Origin of the sequence: Streptomyces sp. NPDC059582, from assembly GCF_042735715.1 — a bacterium.
Taxonomy (GTDB): Bacteria; Actinomycetota; Actinomycetes; order Streptomycetales; family Streptomycetaceae; genus Streptomyces.
On record NZ_JBHWCC010000020.1, the window covers coordinates 106192 to 131209 of the forward strand.

Consider the following 25018-nt stretch of genomic DNA (forward strand, 5'->3'; position numbering starts at 1 on the left):
GCGCGCGCTCATTGGTGGACCGCTCAGCGGCGGAATCTCCTGCGGGCCCACAGGAACCCGATCACGCCGCCCACGACCACCAGGTACGCGGTCAGCGGTCCATCGTTCAGGGCAAGCCCGGGCAGGGCGATGATGGTCACGATCAAGAGCCAGCCGCATCCGGCTACGACGAGGTCCGCCGAATCAGGGCGGCTCCGCTCGTTCTCCACCCGTTCTCCATTCACCGGCTTGGTCGGGTCGGTACGTCACTTCGACAGCCGACATGCGCGAGCTCACGGCTTCCCACCGTACGCCGATCGATCACGTCGGTTGCAACGACTGCGGGCTCTCATCCGAGTACGGCTCGAAGGCGGCGCTACGCGTCGGAGATGGGCGGGCAGCGGGACTGATCATCAGACCTTCACACGCCCTGCTGCAGAGCCCACGGCAGCCGATCGGCGAGCACGGCCCATTCAAGGACCGCCCCGGTCGACGCGGCCACGCGCACCATGGCTGTCTGAGGGCCTCAGCGACCAGGCTTCCCTCCCTCTGGGGTCGCCTCGGGTCCGTGGCATCGAGTTCCGTGATCCGGACGACGACCGCGCCCACGGTGATCATCCCAGGTGAAAGGCCTGCGGTGCCGGGCATCCACCGGCTTGATGTCCGAGGTGGCCGCCGGGCGAGAAGCGGAGTCCGCTCTCGACTTTTCATTCCTCGGCCGGCCGGCCGCCCGCCCCGCTTGGTCATGACGCGATCCCCGGTCGGCCCTCCCCGTAAGCCACCCAGTGGCATCCGTCACGGCCGCGGCTGTCACAAACCAGGGCGCTGTCTGGTCCTTCAGGCAAGAAGCGCAAATCGCCCTTCGATGACGATACCGCCCATCCGTCAGCCATCCGAGGACAGCGACCCGATGACGATGACCATGCCCGCCGCCGCAGTGGCACTCGGTAAGCAGTTGAACACATCCGACATGCCCGACCTGGCGATCGCGCTGCTCGACGAGCAGGGGACGGTAGTCGCGTGGACGCAGGCCGCCGAGCAGCTTGTCGGGTATGCCGCCGGGGACGTGGTGGGCAGGTCAGCCGCACTCGTGGTGCCGTGTTTCGGGGATGCGGAGACGACGTCGGCGTTCGTCGAGCGGTGCCGTGCCCAGTACGGCTGGTCGGGCGCCTCGGCGATGCGCCACCGGGACGGTCGCGTGCTCAATGTCTGCCTGCGGTTCACAGTGCTGCACGGGCAGGACGGAACCACGGGGTGGCTCGCGTCCGTGACCGATGCCGGCGCGCTGTCCGGGGAGGCGACGAACGGATCGGTAAGGGGCTCGCAACTCGCACGTGCGCCGATCGCCGTCTCCATTCGTGACCGGCAGCTGCGGTGCACCTTCGTGAACGACGTGATGGAGAACCACGACGGCGTTCCCCGTGACCGACGGCTCGGACAGCGGTTCACCGATGCGCTGTCCGGTGCCAAAGTCGAAGTGCTTGAGGCGATGATGCGGCAGGTACTGCAGAGCGGTACCACCAAAGTCCACGAGTACCGGACGTGGCTGCCGACGAACCTGGGTCAGGAGCACCCCTTCGCGGCTTCGTGCCACTGCCTCTTGGACGCCGACGGCCAGGCGCTGGGGGTGTGTGTCATCAGCGTCGATGTCACGGAGAGCCGGCGGGTGCTCGAGCGCCTCGCTGTCCTCGGCGAGGCCAGTACGCGCTTCGGCAGCACCCTGGACGTGATGCAGGCGAGCCAGGAACTGGCCGACGTCGCCGTGCCCCTGCTCGCCGACTACGTCGCCGTGGACCTGGAGCAGTCGGTCTCGTTCGGCGAGGGGACTCCGGTCCGCATGGGGCCACTGGGTGAGCGCCGTCCTGTGTTCCGGCGGGCCGGCCTTGCGTCGATCCACCAGGGGGTCCCGGAATCCCCGTGGGTACGCGGTGAGCCGATCCAAGTGCCTGACGACGCACCCATCAGCGACGTCCTGCGCACCGGCAGGTCCCACCTGGAGCCGGTCCTGGACGTCGCACCGGGCGCGTGGATCGAGCAGACCCCGGCGCTGGCGGAGAGGATCCGCCGGCATGGCGCCCACTCGCTGATGATCGTACCCATCCGCACCCGGCGCGCCCTGCTGGGCATGGCGTTGTTCGTCCGCACCGAGGATCCCGTGCCGTTTCAGGAGAACGATCTGCTCCTGGCCGAAGAACTCGTCAGCCGCGCCGCACAGTCATTGGACAACGCCCGCCAGTACGCCCGCGAGCACACCGCGGCGCTCGCGCTCCAACGCAACCTGCTCCCGCCCCGTTTGACGGGCGGTACGGCGGTCGACGCGGCCGCGCGCTACCTGCCCGCCGACATGGACCACGGTGTCGGAGGCGACTGGTTCGATGTGATCCCGCTGTCCGGTGCCCGCGTGGCTCTCGTCGTCGGCGACGTCGTGGGCCACGGCCTGCACGCCGCCGCGACCATGGGCCGGCTCCGCACCGCCGTGCACACGCTCGCCGACATGGATCTTCCCCCCGACGAACTGCTGGCCCGCCTCGACGACACGGTCCAGCGCCTGGGCGAGGAACACGCCGATACCCCGGCGGGCCCCGCGGTGGTGGGGGCCACCTGTGTGTACGCCGTGTACGACCCGGCCACGCGCCGGTGCACGATGGCGCGGGCCGGACACCCCCCGCCCGCGATCATCGACCCCCAGGGCTGTGTCACCTTCCCTGACCTTCCCCCCGGAACCCCGCTGGGCATCGGACTGGGTGACCCCTTCGAGTCCGTGGAATTCGAACTGCCCGAGGGAAGCCTCATCGCCCTGTACACCGACGGCCTCATCGAGACCCGCGACCACGACATCGACGAGGGAATGCACCGCCTGGGCGCCTCCCTCGCCCAACCCGGATGTTCTCTGGAAGACCTCTGCGACCTCGCCACACAGCCGCTGTTCGGCCTTGGGGCATGCGACGACGTCACGCTGCTCCTGGTCCGGACCCGCTCCCTCAGCGCCGGTCAGATCGCCTCCTGGACACTGCCCAGCGACGAGACCACCGTCCGCCAAGCCCGGAATCTGGCGGCCTTCCAGCTGAACCAATGGGGCCTGGACAGCCTTGAGGACTCCACCAAACTGATCGTCAGCGAACTGGTCACCAACGCCGTCCGCCACAGCACCGGCCCCATCAGCCTGCGCCTGAAACGTCACCAGGTCCTGACCTGTGAAGTGTCCGACACCGACGCCAGCTCCCCGCGACCGCGCCGCGCACGCACCGTCGACGAGAACGGCCGCGGCCTCGCCCTGGTCGCCCAGATGTCCCGCCGATGGGGTACGCGCTCGGCGCCGGTCGGCAAAGTCGTCTGGGCCGAACAAGACCTACCGTTCGCCGCGTGAGGAGGGCCACCCCGGTAGCACAAGACTCTTGATCATTCAGGTCATGAATTGACGAGCCCCGCTGCGCGGTGGCCCGGATCGCCGCGCTACGACGCTCCAGGAAGCTCTGCCCCGGGGCGCCTCGCGCGGGGCCGCTTTCCGCCTGTCCGGCAGGTGGCCCTGTTCGACGCCTCGTCGAGGGGGGTGAGGCCACCTCGTCGGCATGGCTTCGGACAGCCGCATGCCTCCCGTGGGGAGCCGGGAGGCGCGGCGGGCCCCGCCCGTTCGCAGCGGACGGGCAGGGCCCAGCAGAGGGATTCTCCGTCCGGGGGGTGAGGAGATCCCGTACGCACACCATGCATCACAAACCAGCCACTGGCATAGATCGCGGCCGAAACTGATTGCATGGGTCTCTGTCAGTGCCGATGGCGATGGTGGACCCGCGAAACGTCCGGCGCCTGTGACTGCCATGACGGGACGACCGATGCCGCCCACTGTCGAGCCTCGGTCGCTTTTGAGAGCCCGTCGGCTGCGACGGACGCAGGGCCCGGATCCATGTGGATCCGGGCCCTGCGTCATCCAGTAGCGGGGACAGGATTTGAACCTGCGACCTCTGGGTTATGAGCCCAGCGAGCTACCGAGCTGCTCCACCCCGCGGCGATGAACACCACCCTACGCCATGACGAAGTGCACTGGTGACCACGCCGCCACGGTAGGAGGCGGAGCCGTCCCCTGTACCGCCCTCGCCCCGGTGTCCTGCGGCACGGGCTGCTGTGTGCCGCTCGCGAGTCCACCTCGGGCGGCAGGACCGGAGCGTGACACGGCTCAGGGCCAGGACAACTCTGAAGCGTTACGCCTCATCCGCCCGGGCATCGACATTCCAGCCGAGCGTCAAGCCCGCGAAGAAGCCGGTCGAGGGGAGTACCTCGATGAGGCGGACCTCTACGACGACGTACGCCCTGCGCCGGCCGCGCTGGGCATCCGACGGGTACACCGAGGAACTGCACTCCTTGAGGCTGGACGAGAACCGGATCCGTGACACGGATGAGGCTTGGGTGCCGGTGATCACACCGGATGGGCCGGGACTGCTGCTGTGGGCCAACTCGGACTGAACACGCGGTTCGGCTCCGCGTGGTCGTCGGTCGCCGGTCGCCGGTCGCCGGTCGCCGGGTCGCCCGGTCGCCGGTTCGTCGGGCGTGGCCCTCGTGCGGCCCGCTGCTGGAGCTGGCGCAGTTGAGACGCTTGGCGCTGTCCACGGCATGGACCGAGGTGGTGCTGGCCGAGCACCTTGAGCTGGATGCCGGCCCGTTCCCCTGCTCGGCGCCGCTGGACCGGCTGTACGCCCTGGTCGTAGCCGAGCAAGCGGATCTGGCGACGGAGACAGGCGGGTCCTTGCTTCTCCTTGCGTGCTTCTCTGTGGATGGCCCAGCCCGCTCAAGTCAAGACGCCGGCTGGGCTGCGTGTGGCGGTGTGTCGTAGGCGGGCCGCGTCCTGGCTCGGGGGTGCGCCGAACCGGCGGCGGTATTCGCGACTGAATTGGGACGGGTTGTCGTAGCCGACGCGTTGGCCGACTCCTGTGACGTCGCCGGGGTGGGTGGCGAGCAGCAGACGGGCTTCCTGGAGCCGGATCTGTTTCTGGAACTGGATGGGGCTCATCGCGGTCACCGCCTGGAAGTTGCGGTAGAAGGCGGAGACGCTCATGCCGGACAGGTGCGCCACGTCCTCTACGCGGAAGGGCTGTGCGTAGTGTTCGCGGATCCAGCGTACGGCTCGGGAGATGTGGCTCAGTCCGCTGTCGGCGAGTCCGAGGTGGCGTACTGTCGCGCCTTGCTCGCCTGTGATCACACGCCACAGGATCTCGCGTTTGACCAGCGGCGCGAGCACGGCGCGGTCGCGGGGCTGGTCGAGCAGGCGCAGGAGCCGGATCACCGCGTCGAGCAGTGCCGGTGAGGCGTCGCTGACGGCGATGGCAGGCGGTGCGCCTGTGCCCGTGCGGGGGGTGTCTGCGGGGCCGCCCTGCAGCAGCAGTTCGGCGATGGCGGAGGGTTGCAGCGTGAGGCCGAAGCCGAGGGCCGGCCGTTCGGGGCCGGCCTGGGTGAACTGTCCCGTGACGGGCAGGTCGACGGATGCGACGAGGTACTGTCCGGCGCCGTACTCGTAGACCCTCTCGCCCAGCGCGAGGCGTTTGGCGCCCTGGGCGATGACCGCCAGCACGGTGCCGGACATGGAGGGCGCCGGCGGATCCGCCTGGTCGACCTTGGAGATCAGGACACCGTCGATGGCGGTGGTCCAGTCGGGGCGGGCATGGCGGTCCAGCAGGGTGCGGAGCTCTTCGAGTTGCATGCGCCCATTGCAGCACCACTGCGCGCGACGGCTCTCGTGCTCGCGAGGATCGTGCAAGGAGAAGCGAGGATCGTTCTAACGTTTGTGCAGGTCAAGCGAGTTGAATGGAACCACCGCACTCCATCACTGACGAAGAAGGCAGCCATGATCGCCAACTACGGCTTCAACGCCACGCTGACCGCAAAGCCCCGGATGGGCGACCGACTGGTCGAGCTGCTGCTGACCGGTCTGAACGAGGGCAGCCCCGGCGCGAGCGAACACTGCGTCGTCTACCTCGTCTCCCGTTCCGCGTCCGACCCCGACGTCGTCCACGTCACCGAAGGCTGGACCAGCGAGGAGGACCACCACCGGATCTTCGCCCGCGAGGCCGCCCAGGCCATCGTGGCGCAGTTCGCCGGGATGCTGGCCAAGGATCCCGAGTACACCGACTACGTCCCGGTCCGCGGCAAGGCCGCCTTCTGAACCCCGCACCGAGGGCCCGGCCCGCCGCCTCGACGCCTGCCGGCACGCCTCCATCCTCATCCTCCGACCGCCCCGCACCTCCCCACGAAAGGCCGACGGCCATGACCACAGCACGCCCCGCCCTGGACCCCGAACTGCGTGAACTCCTGGCCGATATGCCCCTGATGTCACAGCTCGGCCCGGAAATACTCGCCCAACTGCGCCAACTCCCCTCGACGCCCCTCGAACCCCTGCTCGCACACCGGCAGGTCGCCCGGCGCGAGATCTCCGTGTCCGCCGAGGACGGATCCCCGATCCCCTTGTCGGTCTTCACCCCCGCGAACAGCGACCGCACGACCGCCGCACCCTGCATCTACTGGATGCACGGCGGTGGGATGGTCATGGGCGACCGCTTCTCGCAGATCGACATCCCCCTGGAGTGGCTCGACCAGTTCGGCGCGGTCGTGGTCTCCGTGGACTACCGGCTCGCCCCCGAGGCCACCGGCACCGCCCTCGTCGACGACTGCTACCGAGGACTGCTCTGGATCGTCGAACACGCGGAAGAACTGGGCGTCGACCCGGCCCGGATCGTCGTCGCCGGCGCCAGCGCGGGCGGCGGCCTCGCCGCCGGCGTCACCCTGCTGGCCCGCGACCTCAATACGCCGGTGATCGCCGCGCAGATGCTGATCTGCCCCATGCTCGACCACCGCAACACCAGCACCTCGAGCCGCCAGTACTCCGGCGGGCCCGGCGTCTGGACCCGTGAGATGAACGAGTTCGGATGGCGCGCCGTCCTCGGCGACCTCACCGGCGATGAGGTACCCGCCTACGTCTCGCCCGCGCTGGCCGCCAACCTCTCCAACCTGCCGACCACTTACATCGACACCGGTTCCGCCGAAGTGTTCCGCGACGAGGACACCGATTACGCCACCCGCATCTGGGCGGCCGGTGGCCAGGCCGAACTCCACGTCTGGGCGGGCGGCTTCCACGGTTTCGACGCCTTGTACCCGCAGGCACAACTATCGGCCACGGCGCGACGAACCCGCACCGACTGGCTCGCCCGAATCCTGTCCATGAACTCCGCCGCATGATGCCTCCGATGTCTCTGCTGATCAGGCCGAACCGGCCTCATCCTCAGCAGGCTGGGTCATGGCATCCAGTGCCCTGGTCGACCGCACCCGTGGTGCGCCTACCTGCCGCGTGAGTCCGGGGGATTCGCCGACGATCGGTCGTGTACGCCCGCCGCGATCGGGGTGAGTAGCACGCTGCCCGTGCAGAGGGCCTGAAGGACCGTGGCGATTGCCGATGCGAGGCGCGATTCGTGCTGCGGCCGGCCGATCGATAGGGTGCCAGGTCACGACCGCACCCGTCGATCCACGGGCTGGTCAGGGCTCTGCCGCGGTGTGTGGCACCTCCACGGCTGCCTTGCCGACCCCTGCCTGCCCGGGCCCTGGGACACGGGGGCGTTCTTCACGGCGGGGCAGTCGGGCCCCGGCCGACGGGTCAGGAGGAACGAGTGGCACAGATCATCGCCGAGGTCTCACGGACGTTCAACGAGTTTCTGCTCTTGCCCAACAGGACCCGGACCGACTGCTCGCCCGCGACGGTCGAGCTGCGCACGCCCCTGGTGCGGCACATCGTGGGCGAGCCGTCGGCGATCGAACTGCACTCCCCGTTCACGTCCGCGATCATGCAGGCCGTCAGCACACCGGAACTCGCGATCGCCCTCGCGCGCAACGGCGGTCTGAGCTTCCTGCACCACAACCAGTCGATCCAGGACCAGGTCGCAGCGGTCCGCCAAGTGAAGAACTTCAAGGCCGGATTCGTCACCAGCGACACGAACGTCCGGCCTGACGACAGCCTGGGTCTCCTGGTCGACGTCATGCGCCGCACAGGTCACAGCACCGCCGCGGTCACCCACGACGGGACCGCCACCGGACGCCTGCTCGGCCTGGTGACCTCCCGTGACTTCCACCCGCAACGCCACGACCTGGCCGAACCGGTCAGCGAGCGGATGACCGCCATCGCCGACCTGCCTCATGCCGGGCCTGACGCCACGCTCTCCGAGGCCAACGCCCGGCTGTGGGACGAACGGCTGGACTGCCTCCCGGTGCTGGACGGCGAGGGCAACCTGCAGTATTTGGTGTTCCGGTCCGACTACACGGACAACAAGCGGTTCCCGAACCAGGTCGTGGACGCCGCCAAGCGCCTGCGCGTGGGCGCGGGCGTCAACACCCATGACTACCAGGAGCGCATCCCGGCCCTGGTGGAGGCGGGCGCGGACGCGTTGTGCTTCGACTCGTCCGACGGCTACAGCGACTGGCAAGCACAGGCCCTGACCTGGGTGAAGAAGCACTATCCCGAGATTCCGGTCGGCGGCGGCAACGTGGTGGACGGCGAGGCGTTCACCTTCCTCGCCGAAGCGGGGGCGGACTTCGTCAAGGTCGGTGTGGGCGGCGGTTCCATCTGCATCACTCGCGACCAGAAGGGCATCGGCCGCGGCCAGGCCAGCGCTGTGCTGGACGTCGCGACGGCCCGGGACGCCTTTTGCGAGCGCACCGGCGAGTACGTGCCCATCTGCTCCGACGGCGGCCTGGTCCACGACTACCACGTGGCGCTGGCGCTGGCGATGGGGGCCGACTTCGTCATGATGGGGCGGTACTTCGCGCGCTTCGACCAAGCGGCCGGCGCGAAACTGCCCACTCGTGACGGCTTCGTGAAGGAGTACTGGGGTGAGGGCTCGAACCGTGCCCGCAACTGGCAGCGCTACGGCCAGGGAGGCCAGGGGCTGCTCTTCGAGGAAGGCGTGGACGGCTACGTCCCCTACGCAGGCGATCTCAACGAAGGGCTCGCCCTGACCGTCGCCAAGCTCAAGACCACGATGGTCTCCTGCGGCTCCGCCACTCTGCCGGAGTTCCAGTCCACGGCCCGGCTGACCCTCGTCTCGGACCAGAGCTTCCAGGAGAGCCACGCCAGCGTCACCCTGCGGGACACGCCGACGACGGTCTCCTGACAAGCCGCCGAGGCCCATCGAGGACCACGGGCCGGAGGGGAAGAGGGCACGGCCGTGATCGCCCCCTCCCGCCAGTGGTCCTGGCGCGGCTGCCGCACGCGCACCGAACGCAGCGACGGCACCGTGTGCTTCCAGGAGAGAGGGGCCGGCAATTCGTGGGCGTCCTGGACGAGAGCGGCAACGCGATATCCGAGGGCCTGCTCCGTGGGGGATCAGTCGGTCAAGCGGCGCTTGCTGAGCCAGTCGACCATGGCCGGGTCGTGGTGGTCGAAGAACAGGGTCGTGCCGGTGTCGAGGTCGGTGATCCGGCTCATCTGGTGTTCGCTGAGCTCGAAGTCGAAGACGTCGATGTTCTGCGCCATCCGGTCGGGGTTGACCGACTTCGGGATGGTGACGATGCCGCGCTGGACCAGCCAGCGCAGCACCACCTGTGGCACCGACTTGCCGTGGGCCTCGCCGATCTCGCTGAGGACGGGGTTGGCGAACAGGTCGTTCTTGCCTTCGGCGAAGCCGCCCCAGGCTTCGTGCTGGACGCCGTGCTCGCGCATCAGGACATGGTCGGTGGCGCGCTGGAAGAAGGGGTGGGTCTCGATCTGGTTGACCGCGGGGGTGATCTCGTTGTTGAGGATCAGGTCCAGCAGGCGGTCGGGGTAGAAGTTGGAGACGCCGATCGCCTTGGCCAGGCCCTCGCGGTGGACGGCTTCCATGGCGCGCCACTGGCCGTAGACGTCGCCGTAGGGCTGGTGCATCAGGTACAGGTCGACGTGGTCGAGGCCCAGCTTGTGCAGTGAGGCGTCGAAGGCACGGCGGGTGTTGTCCTGCGCGGGGGCGTCCTGGACCCAGAGCTTGGTGGTGACGAACAGCGCCTCTCGGGGGATGCCGCTGGACTTGATGGCGTGGCCGACCGCCTCCTCGTTGCCGTACGCGGCCGCGGTGTCCAGGAGGCGGTAGCCGGCGGCGAGGGCGTCGGTGACGGCCTGCTCGGTCTGTTCCGCGGGGATCTGGAAGACGCCGAAGCCGAGGACCGGCATCTTCACGCCGTTGTTCAAGGTGACGTACTGCACGGGTGACTCCTGGAGGGTCTGGTCGGCGGGCGCATGAGGATTTCGTGGATGGCCCCGTTCCGGGGCGGGGGAGGACGCAGGCGATGACGTCGGCGATCGCCTCGGGGCTGGACGGTGGCCGCGTCGTAACCCATGTGCCGGGTACGCGTGCGCGGGGCTCGCTGGTCAGTCGCCGGGTTCGGTGACGGAGGCCAGGACGCTGGTGGCGCTCATCGCGGCGGGCCGGCCGGCGTGGAACGCCAGGTGGGTGATCGCCTCGGCGAGTTCGTCGGGGCTGAGGCCGTTGCCGAGGGCGCGGCGCAGGTGCCCGGTCAGCTGGGCGTCGCGGCCCAGCGCGACCAGGGCGGCGCCGGTGATCAGGCTGCGGTTACGGGGTGAGAGCTCCGGTCGTTGCCAGACGTCGGCGAACAGCACGTCGTCGGTGAGGGCGGCGAGCTTCGGAGCGTGATACCGGATGAGGTCTGGGGCGACGCGCGGGTCGGTCGCACTCACGGGGAGTCCTTCCTGCTGTGGCTGGACGGGGGGCCGACCGCGTCAGCGCTCCATCATGCGCATGCCGGCCTCGTTGTGGGTGTCTCCGGCGGCCGGGGGCAGGCTGCTGAGCCGCGTGAGCTGCTCGTCGGTCAGGCGGACGGCGTCGGCGCCGATGTTCTCCTCCACCCGGGCCACGCGTCGGGTACCGGGGATGGGGGCGATGTCGTCGCCCTGGGCGAGCAGCCAGGCCAGGGCGACCTGCGCCGGAGTGGCGCCGATCTCGGTGGAGATGGCGGCGACCTGGTCGGCCAGGCGGAGGTTGTGCTGGAAGTTCTCGCCGCTGAAGCGGGGGTTGTCGGCACGGAAGTCGCTGGGGTCGAACTGCTCGGTGGAGCGAATGGCACCGGTCAGGAAGCCGCGCCCGAGTGGGGAGAAGGGAACGAAGCCGATGTTCAGCTCCCGCAGTACCGGCAGGACGCTCGCTTCCGGATCGCGGGTGAACAGCGAGTACTCGGACTGCACCGCGGTGACCGGGTGGACCGCGTGGGCGCGGCGGATGGTGTCGGGTCCGGCTTCCGACAGGCCGATGTGGCGGATCTTGCCCTCGGCAACCAGCTCCGCAAGGGCGCCGACGGTCTCCTCGATCGGGGTGTTCGGGTCGACCCGGTGCTGGTAGTACAGGTCGATGCGATCGGTGCCCAGCCGCCTGAGCGAACCTTCGACGGCGGCGCGGACGCCGGCGGGGCTGCTGTCGGTGGGCCCAGGGCGGCCGGTGTGGGAGATCAGGCCGAACTTGGTGGCGATCACGACCTGGTCCCGGCGGTCCTTCAGCGCGCGGCCGACGAGTTCCTCGTTGGTGTAGGGGCCGTAGACCTCGGCGGTGTCGATGAAGGTGACGCCCAGTTCCATGGCGCGGTGAAGGGTGCGAACGGATTCGTCGTCGTCGGTGCCGGCGCCGGTGTAGCCGTGGGACATGCCCATGGCCCCCAGGCCGATACGTGAGACGTCCAGGTCGCGCAGGTTGATGTGCTTCACGAGGTGTCCCGTCGTTCGAGGATGTATGCGGTGCGCCGGACACGCGCCGGCCCATGAGGCCGAGTGCCCAGCGCACGGTAGAAGAGCCGGACGGCGGCAGCGGGCAGACGCGCCGGAGCGGTCAGGGGCGGACGATGACCTTGAGGGCCTCGCGGTCGTTCATGAGCCGGTAGCCCTCGGCGACGTCCTCCAGCGGCACGGTGCGGTCGAAGACGCGCCCGGGGTGGATGTCACCGGCCAGGATGTGCGGCATGAGATCTTCGATGTAGGCGCGAGCCGGGGCGACGCCACCGGTGAGGGTGACGTTGCGCAAGAACTCGGGGAAGCCGAGCGGCACTTCCGCGTACTGCGGGGCGCCGACGCGGCTGATGACGCCGCCGTCGCGGACCACGCCGGCGGACTGCAGCAGCGCGTCCTTCAGACCGACGCACTCCAGCACCCGCTCGGTGCCGCGGCCGCCGGTCAGCTCGTGGACCGCGGCGACGCCTTCCTCACCACGGGCGGCGACGACGTCGGTCGCACCGAAGTCTCGGCCGAGGTCGGTGCGAGCGGTGTGGCGGCCCATCAGGATGATCTGCTCGGCTCCCAGCAGCTTCGCGGCGATGACCGCCGACAGTCCGACCGCCCCATCGCCGATCACGGTGACGCGGTCACCTGCCGCCACGCCTGCCGTGCGGGCGGCGTGGTAGCCGGTGCACAGCACGTCCGAAAGTGTCAGCAGGTCGGGGAGCAGGTCCGAATCCTCACCGACGGGAAGCACGACGAGCGTGCCGTCGGCGTGCGGGACGCGGGTGGCCTGTCCCTGACCGCCGTCGACACCGTGGATGCCCCACTGGCCGCCGTGCACACACGACGTGTGCAGACCGTGGCGACAGTACTCGCACGTGCCGTCGCTGTAGGTGAACGGAGCCACGACCATATCGCCCGCCTTGACCGAGGTCACCTGGCTGCCGGTCTCCTCGACCACGCCGATGAACTCGTGCCCCATCTGACGCGGGTGATCGGTCGGCGGCGCGGACTTGTAGGGCCACAGGTCACTGCCGCAGATACACCCCATCACGATGCGCACGACGGCATCGGTGGGCTGCTGGATCTTCGGATCGGTGACGTCCTCGACGCGGACGTCACCGGCCTGGTGGAGGAGTGCTGCACGCACGAAAGTGCCTTCCGTCGGAGACAAGGGCGAGGGACGCTCGCCTTCTCCACCCTGCCCGCTGCGCCGACGGCGTGGCAGGCCGAGCCGTTCCGGGGAGAGGGAGCCGGGGTGTGACAGGGCCCCCCTGGCCGGGCGTAGACCAGTGATGCGCGGGCCACACTGGTAGACATGGCAGTACAGCGGCACCATGACGGTAACGGCACAGAGCTCGGGCGGTTCCTACGCGCCCGGCGCACCCAGTTGACCCCGGCCGAGGTCGGCCTGCCCGCCGGCACCGGGGTGCGCCGCACCCCTGGCCTGCGCCGTGAGGAAGTCGCCGCGCTGGCCGGGGTGAGCATCGACTACTACACCCGACTGGAGCGCGGCAAGGAGACCCGCCCCAGCCTCGCCGTCGTCGACGCACTGAGCCGCGCCCTCACGCTCGACCAGGACGAGACCGAGCATCTGCACACCCTGGCCATCCACGCCGCGCGGCACGCCCCTGAACCCCCAGCCGCACCTAGCCGCACGGTAACCCCCCAGGTCAGGCTGCTCCTGGAGAGCTTGCGCCCCAGCCCGGCCTATGTCACCAGCCGGACTCTGGATCTACTCGCCCACAACTCCGGAGCCCTCGCCCTGTACGTCGGCATCGAGGACTGGCCCGCCAAGCAACGAAACCTCGCCCGCTTCCTCTTCCTCCACCCGGCGGCACGCGACCTCTACGCCGACTGGGACAACCAGATCGCGGGCTGCGTCGCCCGCCTGCGTGCCCTGGCCGGCACCGACCCCGACGCCCCCGACCTGGCCAACCTGGTCGGCGAACTTCTCCTGAAGAGCCCGGACTTCGCCAAACTCTGGGACCGCTACGAGGTCACCCGCCGCCCCCACGCGCAGAAGCCGAAGACCTTCCGCCATCCGCTCGTCGGCGAGATCAGCCTCACCTTCCAGGGCATGCAGCTGGAGGGCACCCCTGGCCACCGCCTGGGAGTGTACGTAGCTGCTCCAGGCACCCCCGAACACGATGCGCTGGTGCTCCTGGACATGGCCGCCCCCCGCCAGACGACGGTGCGGCCACCTGCCCGCGAGGAGCTCTGAACTCGGGCCCTCACTACCTCTGTCACCTTCGCGTGGTCACAGGCGGCACCTTCGAACTGTCCGCGGAGACGTCGGTATCCCACGTGGAGGACTCGCCCCGTACACGGAGGCGGGTGGCGCAGTACGGGAGGGGCTCACCTGAATACAGCGCATGACTTGGTGATTGGTCACATCGGTGTGGACGTCACGGCCGGAGCGCCCGATCGCCGCTCAGGCCCTGGGCGAGCCCGTCCGGCGCGCCCCCCTGGAATCCCGGGAGGCTGCCGCGACAAGCACCGCGAGAATACTTGAGCATTCAATCCATAACGGTTACTCTGTGAACGTGGCGCGCAGACGAGAGTTCGACATCGATCAGGCCCTCGACCGCGCCATGGACGTGTTCTGGCGTCGCGGCTACGCCGCGACATCGTTGCCGGATCTGACGTCGGCACTCGGCATCGGCAGCGGCAGCCTGTATGCGGCCTTCGGCTCAAAGGAGAAGCTGTACGGGCTCGCGCTGGAGCGTTACACGTCGCGCAACGCCAGTGAGCTCGTGGCCCAGTTGGAGAGCGCCGACGAGGTGCGCCCCGCGCTGCGCGCCGTACTCATGGCCATGGCCGAGGCCGACCTGTGTGACCCCGACCGGGGCTGCATGACGGTCAACGCCGCGACCGAGCGCGCCGGCGACCCGGCCACCGTTGAACAGGTCGCGGCGACCCTGCGGCTGGTCGAGTCGACCATCGCCGGGGCGCTCGAGCGGGCCAAGGCCCGCGGTGAACTCTCGGCGGACAAGAACCCCATCGAGCTGGCACGCCTGTTGACCACCTTCATACAGGGGCTGCGAGTCATGGGGAAAGCCCGGGCCGGGCGGGAGTTCGTCGAGTCGGCCGTCGCCGCCGCGATGGGCACCCTGGACTAGGGACCGCTCACGGCCGCGCCGCAGCCTCGGTCCCCGACTGCATTGCCCCCCGGCCCCCGACTCGCCGTAGCCCTTCCATCACGGAAGGATCTGACCGTCGGGATCGCCTTTCCGCCACCGCCGGGCGGGCGCCTCGGCGTCGAACGCACCGCATCTGCTTCCCGTCGGCCGCCGCGGCCTCATCGGGAAGACGGTCGGACCTGATCCGGCCGTCTTCCGACGGATCCGCAGTCTGACCTGGGAGTACTCCATACGCGCCCACAGGAGTACCTAGATTCTTGATAGTTCAATCCAGAACCTGTTACGGTCGTCGTCGACGCGGGTCACCCCACGACGCCGCCCCAATATTGGATTGATCAATCCATAATCGCGAACGGAAACCTCAATGGCTCACTTGCTTCACATCGACTCCAGCGCCCGCAGCACCGGCTTCGGCTCCGTCAGCCGCCGACTCTCCGCCCAGTACGCCGGGGCGTGGAGGGCCCGGAACCCGAAAGGCACCGTTACCTACCGCGATGTGACGGCTGACGTGCCGAACCTGGTCAGCGAGCACTGGGTGCGCGGAGTGTTCGGTCCGGCGGAGATCCACGACACCCACTCCGATGCCGCCGTCGGCGCGGCCGAGGAACTCATCGCCGAGGTCAAGGCGGCCGATGTCCTGGCCCTGGGCGTCCCCGTCTACAACTTCAGCGTGCCCGCCTCGTTCAAGGCCTGGATCGACCAGATCTGCATGGCCGGCCGCACTTTCACCTACGCCGCAGAAGGCCCGCAAGGGATGCTGAGCGGTAAGAAGGCCGTCATCCTGCGCTCGTCCGGCAGCGACTTCAGCGACCCGCGCTTCGCTCCGCTGGACTTCCATGAGCCCTACATCCGCGGCGTCTTCGGCTTCCTCGGAATCACCGACGTCGAATTCATCACGGTCAACGGGCAGACCGAGGAGCAGCTCGCTCCCCACGTCGAGAAGGCAACCACCGCCATCGCGAACTCCGTGGGCGCCATCGCCTGATCGTCCACAGTCGGCCAGGGTCGACCGCGTCGTTCACCTCTCGTCGACGACCCGACCGAGGACGGCCTACCCGCCCACCAGCCTTTCTTCTACGCAACTGCGAAACAAGGTCCAGAAAGGGAGAACGCCATGGACATGGAACTGGAGAACAAGATCGCCGTGGTCACCGGAGCGAGCCGCGGCATCGGGCTCGCAGCGGTCCGCGCCCTGGCCATGGAGGGCGTCAAGGTCGCCGCCGGCTCACGCAAGGGCAGCGCCGGGCTGGACCGGCTCACGGCGGAATACGACGTGCTCCCGGTGACCGGCGACCTTTCCACCGCGGAGGGTGTGGAGGCACTGGTGGCCGCGGCACACGAGCGCTTCGGAGGCATCGACCTCCTGGTCAACAACGTCGGAAGCCTGACCCCGCGGCTGGGCGGCGTCCTCTCGGTCACGGACGCGGACTGGACGGCGACACTCGAGGCCAACCTCTTCAGTGCGATTCGCTCGGTACGCGCCGCGCTGCCGTCGCTGATCGAGCGCAAGGGCGCGATCGTCACGGTCAGCTCGGTCAACGCCTTCCTGCCTGACCCCGGCATCATCGACTACACCGTCTCCAAGGCCGCACTCACCAACTTCTCCAAGGCTCTGTCCAAAGAGGTCGGTCCCCAGGGCGTCCGCGTCAACACCGTCAGTCCTGGACCAGTGGAAACCGACATGTGGCTCGCCGAAGGTGGCATGGCCGCGAGCGTGGGTGACGCGATGGGTGTCGACAAGGAGACCGCGCGCGAGAGAATCGTCGACAGTCTCGGCGGCTTCGCCACCGGCCGCTTCACCCGCCCGGACGAGGTCGCCGACCTCATCGTGATGCTCGCCGGCCCGCGCACCGCCAACATCACCGGTACCGACTTCGTCATTGACGGCGGCCTCATCAAGACTTTGTGAACCGCCACCTGGTGAGCCAGGTTCCAAGACGCACATCTCGTCCGCCCGTCGCGGCTGCCCCTCGTCGTCGCCTCATCGCCCGAGCCAGGTCAGTTCAGGTCCGTTCCGGTGGATCGGCCCTCGGCTCGGCTCTGCTCGGCTCGCCGGAGGCGAACGTCTCAGAGCGGACCGGTCGGTGTGGTCGGTCCGCTCCAGGGCGTTCCATGCGTGTACGGCGGCAGCACCGTCCCGTCCTGGCAGGCGTCGTGCGACCCGTGTGGTTCTCGTACCCCTCGGTCCGTCAGGCTCCGAGCAGGCCGACCGCTCCGTACCAGACCGGGCCCGGGTTGAGCCGGTCCGGGTAGAGGGTCGTCATCTGGTCGAAGTACTCGCGGGCGGTGGGGTTCCGGCCGAGCAGGCGGATGGCGTCGAGGAGGTACTGGCGGGTCTCCTCGATGGTGGCCGGGTCGTCGGGCAGGTCCTTGTTCTTGTGTCCGGCCACGACGGAGCGCGGCTTGAGCGCGGCGACACGGTCGAGGGCCTGGAGCCATTCCTGCAGACCGCCGTCGCCGCCTTCGAGGATGTACTGGTGGACGCCGTTGTAGACGACGTCGCCGGCCACCACGAGGCCGATCGACGGCACATGAAGGACCGTGGTCTTGTCGGTGTCGGTGTGACCGACCTCGACGGCTTCGAGGAGGTTGCCCTCCAGCAGGAAGCCCTCGGTGGGGACGGGCTGAGCCAGGACCGGGGTGTCGGGGATCAGGCCGGCGAAGCGCTTGTCCCACAGCTGCTCGCGCCCCTCGGTGGCCTGCTCGTGCATGACCTCGATGGTCCCGGGGGTCGCGTAGACGGTCACGCCGGGGAAGCGCTTCACGAGATCGGCGGTGCCGAACCAGTGGTCGCCGTGACCGTGAGTGGCGTAGATGTAGGCCAGGCGCTTGCCGGAGCGGTCGATCCAGTCGCCCACCCGCTGGGTCTGCTCGATGGTGAGAGGCGGGTCGACCAGCACGGCGTCCTCGTCCCCGAAGATCAGCGTCGACGTCAGTGGTGAGGAGACGAGCCCTTCACCGTTGGGCAGCCGTTCGTCGCCGGCCCGGGGGGTCCCCTCCTGGACGAGAACCTCGTACGCCAGGGGACTGGATGCGGATGCGGTCATCGTGGTGCCTCCTTCAAGGGCGGAATGTGGCTTTTCGTGGCCGTCTGCTCCGCGGCCGGGTCGCGAGCCGGGCACATGTCAGGGTGGGCGGCCGATGGGATCTGATCCGACGGGTGCGGTGGGCCCGGCGCTGTGCTGAACCGGCGCGGCAGGCCTGTCGAAGGCGTCCCGCCGACCCCGGTGGTACTTGCCCGAACGTGGGGGACAGGGCGCTATCGCATGATCCTTATGAAATAAGCGTAGCACTTTTACTTATGTTGCGCCCGGGCGATGGAGGAGTCTTCCTCATCCTTTTGTCCGAGCGGGGCCCGCAGGCGGACTTCGGATGTGGCGACCGGCCGCCGTCGGCTGCCCGGCGTCCGCGGACACGGGGGGACGCCTCCTGCGCTGCGCACGTCGGCGCGGATGAGGGTGTCACTGCGCGGCGGCGATGACCGGGGCCGCCGCGACGCCCCCGGCGGGTGCGTGCTTCCCGCCGTGAGCCCTGATGCCAGGTCCGTCCCGAAGGCCGGCGCCGTCGAGCGGTGCGCGATCTGTGCGGGACGCTCGCTGCGGGACCCGCTCCGGAACAGGCGCGCTGTACGGCCATGCCCTGCGACACGGCTGACCGTTCGCGACCCCACCCCGGCCCCGGCCCCGGGCGGATCGGGGCGGTGTGTACTCATGAACGCCGCGCCAGGGGCGCCCTGCGGCGCTGCGGCGCTGCGGCGCTGACCGGAGCAGGCGGGCAGCCGTGCGTCGCCTGCGGATGTTGCCCTCCGCGGGCGGGGACGGGGATGAATCGACTTCCGGGGTGCGGCCGGTCAGGTCGTCTCGGCGGTCGCCCGCTTGCGGGCGCGGTGGTTGCGCAGGTTGACCGCGTTGCCGCAGAGGCGGACGTCGTGCCAGACGCCGCTGTTGTTCCGGGAGCGGTCGAAGAAGACGACCGCGCAGCGGGTGTTCCGACAGCTCTTGAGGCGGCGCAGGGAGTCGGTGCACTGGGCCTGGTAGGCCTCGATCATGGCGAGGGAGGTCACCTGGCGCCATCCGGTGCCCCTCGCCTCGGCGCGGATACGGCCGTCGGCGTCGAGGCGGAGAGCGGCCGGCACGGCCGTCAGCGAGGCCGCCGGGTGCGACTGTGGCGCGGTGGTGTCCGTTCCCGCTGCCTGCAGGTGCCGGCGCAGGTCGTGCCGGAAGTCGCGCAGTTTCTCCAGCTCTTCGGCCGTGATCTCGACCACGGGCGCGGGGCGGCGGGTTTCGCCGCTCCAGTTCGCGAGGGCCTGGGCGAGCCACGTCTGCGCGTCCTCGGCGTCCTCCAGGAGGTCGGGCTCACGCGGCCTGCCTGCGGAGATCGTGTTGAGCAGGTCCTGGACGAATGCCAGGCCGCCCGGGGCGGGCTCCAGGTCGTATCGGTCGGTCGCAGTCCAGGGCATTCTCGAAACCGCCTTTCTCGCGAGACGACGAACGACATGTGCACAACCATTTTACCTCTTCCGATGAGCGCCTCGGCGGGGTGGGCGATCTACCGCATCCTCCATCGAATTCGTATGCACTGAGGAGAGTTGCCGCTTTCACGGATCGGGTTCCTCCGAAGAGGCGCCCGGGGAGTCTGCATATGAGCCAAAAGAGGCATCACCTGGTGACGTGTGCCATGTGCGCGAGCTGGTCGACGTGACCCGCGCCCCCCTCGCGTCGTCGCACGCGGAGACATGCGATCGCATGCGGAGACATAGGGAGGAATGCTGCCGATCGGCGGCTCAGTGGCGGGCGTGGCATGGCCTCCACCGCCCTTGATGGTCACCCGTCGGACGACGCCGTACAGCAGGAACGCCATACAGCAAGAACGGCGTACAGCAGACACGCCGTACAGCGGACACGCCGTCGCGGTGCTGCGCCCCCCTGCCCCCGGGTCCGCGTCGGTGACAGGCTTTAGCGAGCGTGACGCGAACGAACGCGGCATGGCTGAGTCACGGCCCACCGGGCCCGGACCTAAGGGCTGTCCCGTAACCCCCGGCGGGCGCACGACGACAGCTACGGCACCTCGCCGCGTTGTCGGATCGCCCGAATACGCCCAGTATGCGGACGGCCCTCCGCCTTGCGATGCACCGCATCTGACGCCGCGCGCTGATCCACCGGGGATTACGGGACAGCCCTTAGGCCGGAACGCCGAAGCCGTCGGCCACCCGACGCTGCGCGGCTGGGACGCGGGAAAGCGGACGGGGGAGCGGACTGTGGTCAGGGGGAAATGCTGACGGCGCCGGGGCCGGTGATCGGCTGCACCTCGGAGCCGGAGACCTCCTGCCCGCAGGAGCAGCGCAGTTCGACGTGCACCTCGCCGCCGCAGCCGGCGTGGTTCAGCACCGCCGGTGCGCCCTCCGGGCCGCCGAGGTGGGTGTCTCCGTACCGCAGGAGGGCGGCCAGCACCCAGTGCAGGTCCTGGGCGGGTGGCGTGAGGTGGTACTCCTGGCGGGCGCGCTGTCCGGCCTCCTTGTAGCTACGGCGTTCCAGCAGGCCCGCGTCGACGAGCTGTCCCAGGCGTTCGGTCAGGACGCGACGGGAGATCCCGAGGTGGTCGGCGATCTCGTCGAAGCGGTGCAGCCCGGCGAAGACCTCGCGCAGGATGAGAAGGGTCCACCGCTCGCCGACCAGACCCAAGGTCGCGGCGACGCTGCAATTGCCCAGATCAAGTTCACGCCACTCCATGCCGTCAGGATACTCCAGGGTTGCCATCTGGAACCCAGCCCTTGACTTCCTGGGTTCCGGATGGAAACTTAGCCAACGGCGGACCGCTGACGGACACCACCGCGCCGCGGCCCCCGAAGCCCGCCCGGTGACTGCCCGAGCCCGGTCAGGCATCCCCGACCCGCCGTACGGCCTCGCGAGCCGATCGGCCCGTTCCCTGGCCTCCGGTCCCTCCGCGCACCGGACGGGAGCCGGAGCGGGTGGAAACGTGTTCACCCACCACTGCACTCAGCCATGAGCATGGAGGAAGCATGTCGAGCAACCAGGCGATCGTTGACGCCTGCCACCGCGCCTACACCGGATTCGAGAAGAACGACTCGTCCGACCTGGTGGCTCTGATGTCGCCGGACGTGGTCTTCCACTTCCCCACCTCCCTGCCCTACGGCGGGACGTTCCACGGCCGGGACGGCTTCGTGGCCTTCTACAAGGACCTCTTCGACCACTACTACGAGTACTTCGACTACGACCTGCACACGGTGCTCGACGCCGGGTCGCATGTGGTGGTCCCCGTCCGGGCCCGCGCGAAGGCGAAGAACGGCCGCACCATGGAGAACGAGCACCTGTTGCTGTTCGCCGTGACCGACGGACTGATCACGGAGGCGCGGCTGTACGCCGACACGGCCAAGGGGCGCGACGTACTCGAGGGCCTCGAGTTCTTCCCCTCCGCTACCGGCTGAGCCTCGTCCGGCACCGGGAATCCACGGGCAGCGCCGGTCCGTCCCGGTCGCCACCGGTAGCTGCATCCAGACCGAACAGCCGTAATTCCGTGACCCATTGCTCGCGGACAACGGACAGACAGGCGAATGCCCCGGGATGCACCGCCGTGCACAGGGGGAGCAGTCGAGGCATTCGCGCGTACTTCTGGATGGCGGGCCACGAGACTACGCACGCGTGCTCCCTTTCCTCGACACCGAGCAAGTCACGTGACCGTCGGCCGACTTGGATCGGGGAGGCTTCGCTACGCCGCCGCGACGACCGCAGGATCGGCCGGTGCCGCGGCGACAGGCGCCCACCTGCTGACCTGGACCCGGGGCGACGTGTCCGCCTTGACCCAGGGGTACGACCGTCCCCTCCTCGTGCTCATCCACCGGTGGACACGAACCCGTTCTGACCGCCGTCGCGGCCGAGGAGCAGATCGCTCCCCTGTACTCCGACGCGCGCAGCCTCGTCATCGACAGCGCGACCCACCTGTCCCCATGAAACCCCCGCCCCCGCCGTGCCCCTGATCGCGGAGCACTTCCTGGGCGGCACCGAAACGGCGGACGGCTGAATCAGCGCCGAGCCGTTGCGGGGCCGTAAGCAGCATCTACCGTCGCGCCACGCGCCACGCGCCACGCGCCACGGGCCACGCGCCACGGGCCACGGGCCACGGGCCACGGGCCACGCGCCACGCGCCACGGGCCACGGGCCGGGCTGATCGTGGCCCGTTGCCCTCCCCAAGCCCCCATCAGCCCGTACCTCCACCCGCGGAATCCCGCAGTGCACGTCCGAGAGGCCATCAACGTGATCATCAACAGCGACGAACTGGACGCGACGTCCGCGTACAAACTCCTCATCGGGTCGGTCACGCCGCGCGCGATCGGCTGGGTGAGCACCCTGTCGCCCTCCGGTGTCGCCAATCTGGCACCGATCTCGTTCTTCACCGTGGTGAGCCGGATACCCCCGATAGTGTCCCTGACCATCCAGCCGCGGTCGGACGGGACCCTGAAGGACACGCTCGTCAACATCCAGGAGACGGGTGAGTTCGTCACCAACCTGGTCACGCTTCCGCAGGCCCACGAGATGCACCGCAGTGCGATCGAGTTCGACAGCTCCCAGGACGAGTTCGATGAGGTCGGCCTGGCCAAAGGGGCGTGCGAAGTGGTCGAGGCGCCGCGTGTGAAGGACTCCCCGATCGCCATGGAATGCACGCTCGACCGGATCATCAAGGTCGGCGACGTCAACGACCACGTCGTGTGGGGCAAGGTCGTGCGCTTCCACATCCGGGACGACGTCTACGCCCAGAGCGGACGTATCGACACCGGGGCGATCCCGGCGGTCGGCCGCCTCGCCGCCGAGTACACCCTGGCCGACAACGCGTTCGTCACGCCCCTGCCGCAGGACGTGCTGAGCGCGCGTCTGGGCAAGCGCAGCCACCGCCTCGACGAGCGTCCGGACGGGTGGTCCCCGGTGGACAGCGCCGGGTGGTCCCCCTCCGGAGCCACCAAGGCCTGACGGCAGCGGCACCAACGCCGATCCGGCCGCACCCGCAGGCTCGCGCCGTGCGCCACGGGTGCCCAGAGCGGCAACGCCGTCGCCCGGGGCCCGGATCAGGCCCTCTTGCACGGTCGGACACCCCGACACCGCACCACTCCCCGAAGGAGCCCCCCATGCCGGTCTTCAACGCCCACATCCCCGCCAACCGCTTCTCGTCGCAGCAGAAGCGCGCACTCGCCGACGCGCTCAACCAGTCGCTGGTGCAGGGGCTCGGCATCCCCGAGGGCGATCGCTTCATCATGATCAGCGAACACGGCGACGACGAACTGTTCCTCGACCCGACGTTCATGGGCATGCAGCGCAGCGCCGAAGCCATGATCATCACGGTTCTCTTCGGGGCTCACCGGCCTCTGGAGGACAAGCGGGCGGTGACCGCGGCCATCAACAGGCTGGTCGTCGAGGCCCTCGGTGTCTCGCCCGACGACATTTTCATCGCCCTGATCCCGGTCCCGAACGAGAGCTTCTCGTTCGGAAGGGGCGAACTGCAACTGGCCGAAGACGCTCCTCGCTGGTGAACCCCGCGCCCCGCCCGCCGTCCGGGCCTTCACACCCGCCGTCCGGGGCCTGTCCGACGAAGACCGGGCCAAGCCGAGTACCAGGGCGACCGGGCACCGTGCAGGCAGGGGCGCGGTGCCTGACGAGAGGTGTACGGCTGTCGCCGCCGGAGCGTTCCGGTCACCGGTGCCGCCAGGGCGCTGCGGCAGCGCCGCGAAGCGCCTCGCCATACGCCTAGATCGCGTCGCTTCGCGAATCCCCAGGTCACGGAAGGCATCGTTGGCCACCTGACGCAGCGTCTGAACGCACGTCCCATCGACTACCACCCATTGCGTCGCCCCATCGCATTGCCCCATCGAAAGCCAGGACTGGTCCCCTTCCGGGGCGACGGCTGGTCCCGGACAGTGAGGACCTACATGAAGACGGAACGCGTCGCCGACACCGACGTACGGTATCGGCGCAGTGGCGACGGAGACCTGGCCGTGGTGTTCGTCCACGGTTTCCTCGACGACCAGTACGCCTGGGACCGCCTGATCCCCCAGCTCACCACACCCGGCATCGAGTGCGTGACACTCGACCTGGCCGGCTGCGGCGACCGCGACACGGCGGACGGGCCCTACGACTACGACCGGTTCGCCGACGAGGTGGGCGCGGTGGTCGACGCCCTCGGCAAGCCCTTCGTGATCGTCGGCCACAGCATGGGCGCGGCCGTGGCCGAACTGGTCGCGGTCCAGCGGCCCGACCGGGTCCGCGGACTCATGCTGGTGACCCCGGTCCCCCTCGCGGGCGTACACCTGCCCGACGAGATGATCGAGCGGTTCCGTTCTCTGGGCGGCGACGCGGACGGACAGCGGGGTGTACGCGACCAGCTGTCCGTGGCGTTCCCGGAGGCGGAGCGCGACCGGCTGGTGGCGACCGGAATGCGGCTGCGTCCGGAGGTCCTTCGCGCCCTCGCCGACTGCTGGAACACCGGGCACCCCGTCGGCGAACGGCCGAGTGCCTACCCCGGCTCGGTGCTCATCGTCCGAGGCGAGGGCGACGGATTCGTCACCGAGGACATGGTCAACAACTCGATCGCGCCCCGCTTCACCGCCGTGACAGCGGTATCGGTGGCCGAGGCCGGCCACTGGGCCCACATCGAGCAGGCGGCCGACGTCGCCACCCACCTCGACCGCCTCCTCGCCGAGGCCCGCGGCAACGTCGGCGCCCCCGCCGCGAACACCTCACGCCCGCAGGGGTGGACGGACGCCTTCGCGCAGCAGTCCGCCGCCGCGTTCGGGGAGGCGTTCACCCAGGACGTGGTCCTGGAGGCAAGCATCCTCACCCGCCCGGTGGAAGGCCGCGACCAGGTGAAGAAGGTGATGGGCGCGGCGAGCGTGATCTACGAGTCGCTCCGCTTCACCCAGGAGACCGTCGACGGCCCGCGAACCTACCTCGAGTGGCAGGCCACCGCGTTCGGCGGCCTGCCGATCGAGGGCGTCACCATCCTGACCAAGAACGCGGACGGCCAGATCCTCCGAGCCGCCATCCATCACCGGCCGCTGGGCGCCCTGCTCCGCTTCTCCGCGGCACTTCGTAACCGGCTGGCCGGCGAGATCGACACCGACCACTTCCACCAGGGCTGAAATCCCCCGTACCGAGAAGGTTGTTGTTCC

22 protein-coding genes, 1 tRNA gene and 1 pseudogene are annotated in these 25018 nt (G+C 69.3%); 14 read left to right on the plus strand and 10 right to left on the minus strand.

Annotated elements, in window-relative coordinates; genetic code table 11:
* Positions 1 to 23: 23 nt before the first annotated feature.
* Positions 24 to 209 (minus strand): hypothetical protein, encoded by a 186-nt coding sequence (locus tag ACFV0T_RS19115; RefSeq protein WP_385780107.1) that lies wholly within the window; start codon positions 207 to 209, stop codon positions 24 to 26.
* Between the two features lie 686 nt (positions 210 to 895).
* Here ACFV0T_RS19115 and ACFV0T_RS19120 point away from each other — a divergent pair.
* Positions 896 to 3346 carry a SpoIIE family protein phosphatase gene (locus ACFV0T_RS19120; RefSeq protein WP_385780210.1) on the plus strand — a complete coding sequence of 817 codons (2451 nt, stop codon included), beginning with the start codon at positions 896 to 898 and terminating at the stop codon, positions 3344 to 3346.
* A 562-nt stretch (positions 3347 to 3908) separates the two neighbouring features.
* On the opposite strand, the gene ACFV0T_RS19125 is transcribed toward ACFV0T_RS19120, so the two are convergent.
* A tRNA-Met gene (locus ACFV0T_RS19125) sits at positions 3909 to 3982 on the minus strand.
* 166 nt (positions 3983 to 4148) lie between these two features.
* Here ACFV0T_RS19125 and ACFV0T_RS19130 point away from each other — a divergent pair.
* Both ACFV0T_RS19130 and ACFV0T_RS19135 read left to right on the plus strand, forming a co-directional pair.
* Positions 4149 to 4346, plus strand: a pseudogene (locus tag ACFV0T_RS19130) (HAD family hydrolase); the annotation flags it as partial.
* Complete coding sequence (locus tag ACFV0T_RS19135) at positions 4336 to 4437, plus strand: DUF6210 family protein (RefSeq protein ID WP_385780109.1); 102 nt, start codon at positions 4336 to 4338, stop codon at positions 4435 to 4437. The pseudogene ACFV0T_RS19130 and the gene ACFV0T_RS19135, both read left to right, overlap by 11 nt.
* Positions 4438 to 4759: 322 nt before the next feature.
* Here ACFV0T_RS19135 and ACFV0T_RS19140 read toward each other — a convergent pair whose 3' ends face one another.
* Positions 4760 to 5668, minus strand: coding sequence for an AraC family transcriptional regulator N-terminal domain-containing protein (locus ACFV0T_RS19140; protein ID WP_385780112.1), 909 nt, complete (start codon positions 5666 to 5668; stop codon positions 4760 to 4762).
* Between the two features lie 144 nt (positions 5669 to 5812).
* On the opposite strand from ACFV0T_RS19140, the gene ACFV0T_RS19145 reads away from it, so the two are divergent.
* From ACFV0T_RS19145 to ACFV0T_RS19155, 3 genes are all read left to right on the plus strand, one after another.
* On the plus strand, positions 5813 to 6130 hold the full coding sequence (locus ACFV0T_RS19145) for a putative quinol monooxygenase (RefSeq protein ID WP_385780115.1): 318 nt from the start codon (positions 5813 to 5815) through the stop codon (positions 6128 to 6130).
* A gap of 101 nt (positions 6131 to 6231) precedes the next feature.
* On the plus strand, positions 6232 to 7200 hold the full coding sequence (locus ACFV0T_RS19150) for an alpha/beta hydrolase (RefSeq protein ID WP_385780118.1): 969 nt from the start codon (positions 6232 to 6234) through the stop codon (positions 7198 to 7200).
* A gap of 425 nt (positions 7201 to 7625) precedes the next feature.
* Positions 7626 to 9122, plus strand: coding sequence for an IMP dehydrogenase (locus ACFV0T_RS19155; protein ID WP_385780121.1), 1497 nt, complete (start codon positions 7626 to 7628; stop codon positions 9120 to 9122).
* Between the two features lie 212 nt (positions 9123 to 9334).
* Here ACFV0T_RS19155 and ACFV0T_RS19160 read toward each other — a convergent pair whose 3' ends face one another.
* The 4 genes from ACFV0T_RS19160 to ACFV0T_RS19175 all read right to left on the minus strand — a co-directional run bounded on the left by ACFV0T_RS19160 (position 9335) and on the right by ACFV0T_RS19175 (position 12851).
* A complete protein-coding gene (locus ACFV0T_RS19160; protein ID WP_385780124.1) occupies positions 9335 to 10186 on the minus strand; it encodes an aldo/keto reductase in 852 nt (283 codons plus the stop codon).
* Between the two features lie 165 nt (positions 10187 to 10351).
* Positions 10352 to 10678, minus strand: a complete 327-nt coding sequence (locus ACFV0T_RS19165) for a carboxymuconolactone decarboxylase family protein (protein ID WP_385780127.1) — start codon at positions 10676 to 10678, stop codon at positions 10352 to 10354.
* A gap of 42 nt (positions 10679 to 10720) precedes the next feature.
* A complete protein-coding gene (locus ACFV0T_RS19170) occupies positions 10721 to 11695 on the minus strand; it encodes an aldo/keto reductase (RefSeq protein WP_385780130.1) in 975 nt (324 codons plus the stop codon).
* A 121-nt stretch (positions 11696 to 11816) separates the two neighbouring features.
* Positions 11817 to 12851 carry an alcohol dehydrogenase catalytic domain-containing protein gene (locus tag ACFV0T_RS19175; protein WP_385780132.1) on the minus strand — a complete coding sequence of 345 codons (1035 nt, stop codon included), beginning with the start codon at positions 12849 to 12851 and terminating at the stop codon, positions 11817 to 11819.
* Between the two features lie 168 nt (positions 12852 to 13019).
* On the opposite strand from ACFV0T_RS19175, the gene ACFV0T_RS19180 reads away from it, so the two are divergent.
* From ACFV0T_RS19180 to ACFV0T_RS19195, 4 genes are all read left to right on the plus strand, one after another.
* Positions 13020 to 13925, plus strand: coding sequence for a helix-turn-helix transcriptional regulator (locus ACFV0T_RS19180; RefSeq protein WP_385780135.1), 906 nt, complete (start codon positions 13020 to 13022; stop codon positions 13923 to 13925).
* Positions 13926 to 14247: 322 nt separating this feature from the next.
* Positions 14248 to 14823 (plus strand): TetR/AcrR family transcriptional regulator, encoded by a 576-nt coding sequence (locus ACFV0T_RS19185; protein ID WP_385780138.1) that lies wholly within the window; start codon positions 14248 to 14250, stop codon positions 14821 to 14823.
* Positions 14824 to 15208: 385 nt separating this feature from the next.
* Positions 15209 to 15829, plus strand: a complete 621-nt coding sequence (locus ACFV0T_RS19190) for an FMN-dependent NADH-azoreductase (RefSeq protein ID WP_385780141.1) — start codon at positions 15209 to 15211, stop codon at positions 15827 to 15829.
* Between the two features lie 129 nt (positions 15830 to 15958).
* The gene (locus tag ACFV0T_RS19195; protein WP_385780144.1) at positions 15959 to 16753 is read left to right on the plus strand and encodes an oxidoreductase; all 795 of its coding nucleotides are present in this window, start codon (positions 15959 to 15961) and stop codon (positions 16751 to 16753) included.
* 280 nt (positions 16754 to 17033) lie between these two features.
* Here the strand turns inward: ACFV0T_RS19195 and ACFV0T_RS19200 are convergent, their stop codons facing one another.
* From ACFV0T_RS19200 to ACFV0T_RS19210, 3 genes are all read right to left on the minus strand, one after another.
* Positions 17034 to 17891: an MBL fold metallo-hydrolase gene (locus ACFV0T_RS19200; RefSeq protein WP_385780147.1), complete on the minus strand. Its 858-nt coding sequence runs from the start codon at positions 17889 to 17891 to the stop codon at positions 17034 to 17036.
* 803 nt (positions 17892 to 18694) lie between these two features.
* Complete coding sequence (locus tag ACFV0T_RS19205) at positions 18695 to 19303, minus strand: CGNR zinc finger domain-containing protein (RefSeq protein WP_385780149.1); 609 nt, start codon at positions 19301 to 19303, stop codon at positions 18695 to 18697.
* A gap of 802 nt (positions 19304 to 20105) precedes the next feature.
* Positions 20106 to 20573, minus strand: coding sequence for a winged helix-turn-helix transcriptional regulator (locus tag ACFV0T_RS19210; protein WP_385780152.1), 468 nt, complete (start codon positions 20571 to 20573; stop codon positions 20106 to 20108).
* Positions 20574 to 20863: 290 nt separating this feature from the next.
* Here ACFV0T_RS19210 and ACFV0T_RS19215 point away from each other — a divergent pair, with 290 nt between their 5' ends.
* The 4 genes from ACFV0T_RS19215 to ACFV0T_RS19230 all read left to right on the plus strand — a co-directional run bounded on the left by ACFV0T_RS19215 (position 20864) and on the right by ACFV0T_RS19230 (position 24988).
* Positions 20864 to 21289 (plus strand): nuclear transport factor 2 family protein, encoded by a 426-nt coding sequence (locus tag ACFV0T_RS19215; RefSeq protein ID WP_385780155.1) that lies wholly within the window; start codon positions 20864 to 20866, stop codon positions 21287 to 21289.
* An 802-nt stretch (positions 21290 to 22091) separates the two neighbouring features.
* The gene (locus tag ACFV0T_RS19220) at positions 22092 to 22826 is read left to right on the plus strand and encodes a flavin reductase family protein (protein WP_385780157.1); all 735 of its coding nucleotides are present in this window, start codon (positions 22092 to 22094) and stop codon (positions 22824 to 22826) included.
* Positions 22827 to 22981: 155 nt separating this feature from the next.
* A complete protein-coding gene (locus tag ACFV0T_RS19225) occupies positions 22982 to 23383 on the plus strand; it encodes a tautomerase family protein (RefSeq protein WP_385780160.1) in 402 nt (133 codons plus the stop codon).
* Positions 23384 to 23779: 396 nt separating this feature from the next.
* Entirely contained in the window at positions 23780 to 24988 is a 1209-nt protein-coding gene (locus ACFV0T_RS19230; RefSeq protein ID WP_385780163.1) for an alpha/beta fold hydrolase, read from the plus strand.
* Positions 24989 to 25018 lie beyond the last annotated feature (30 nt).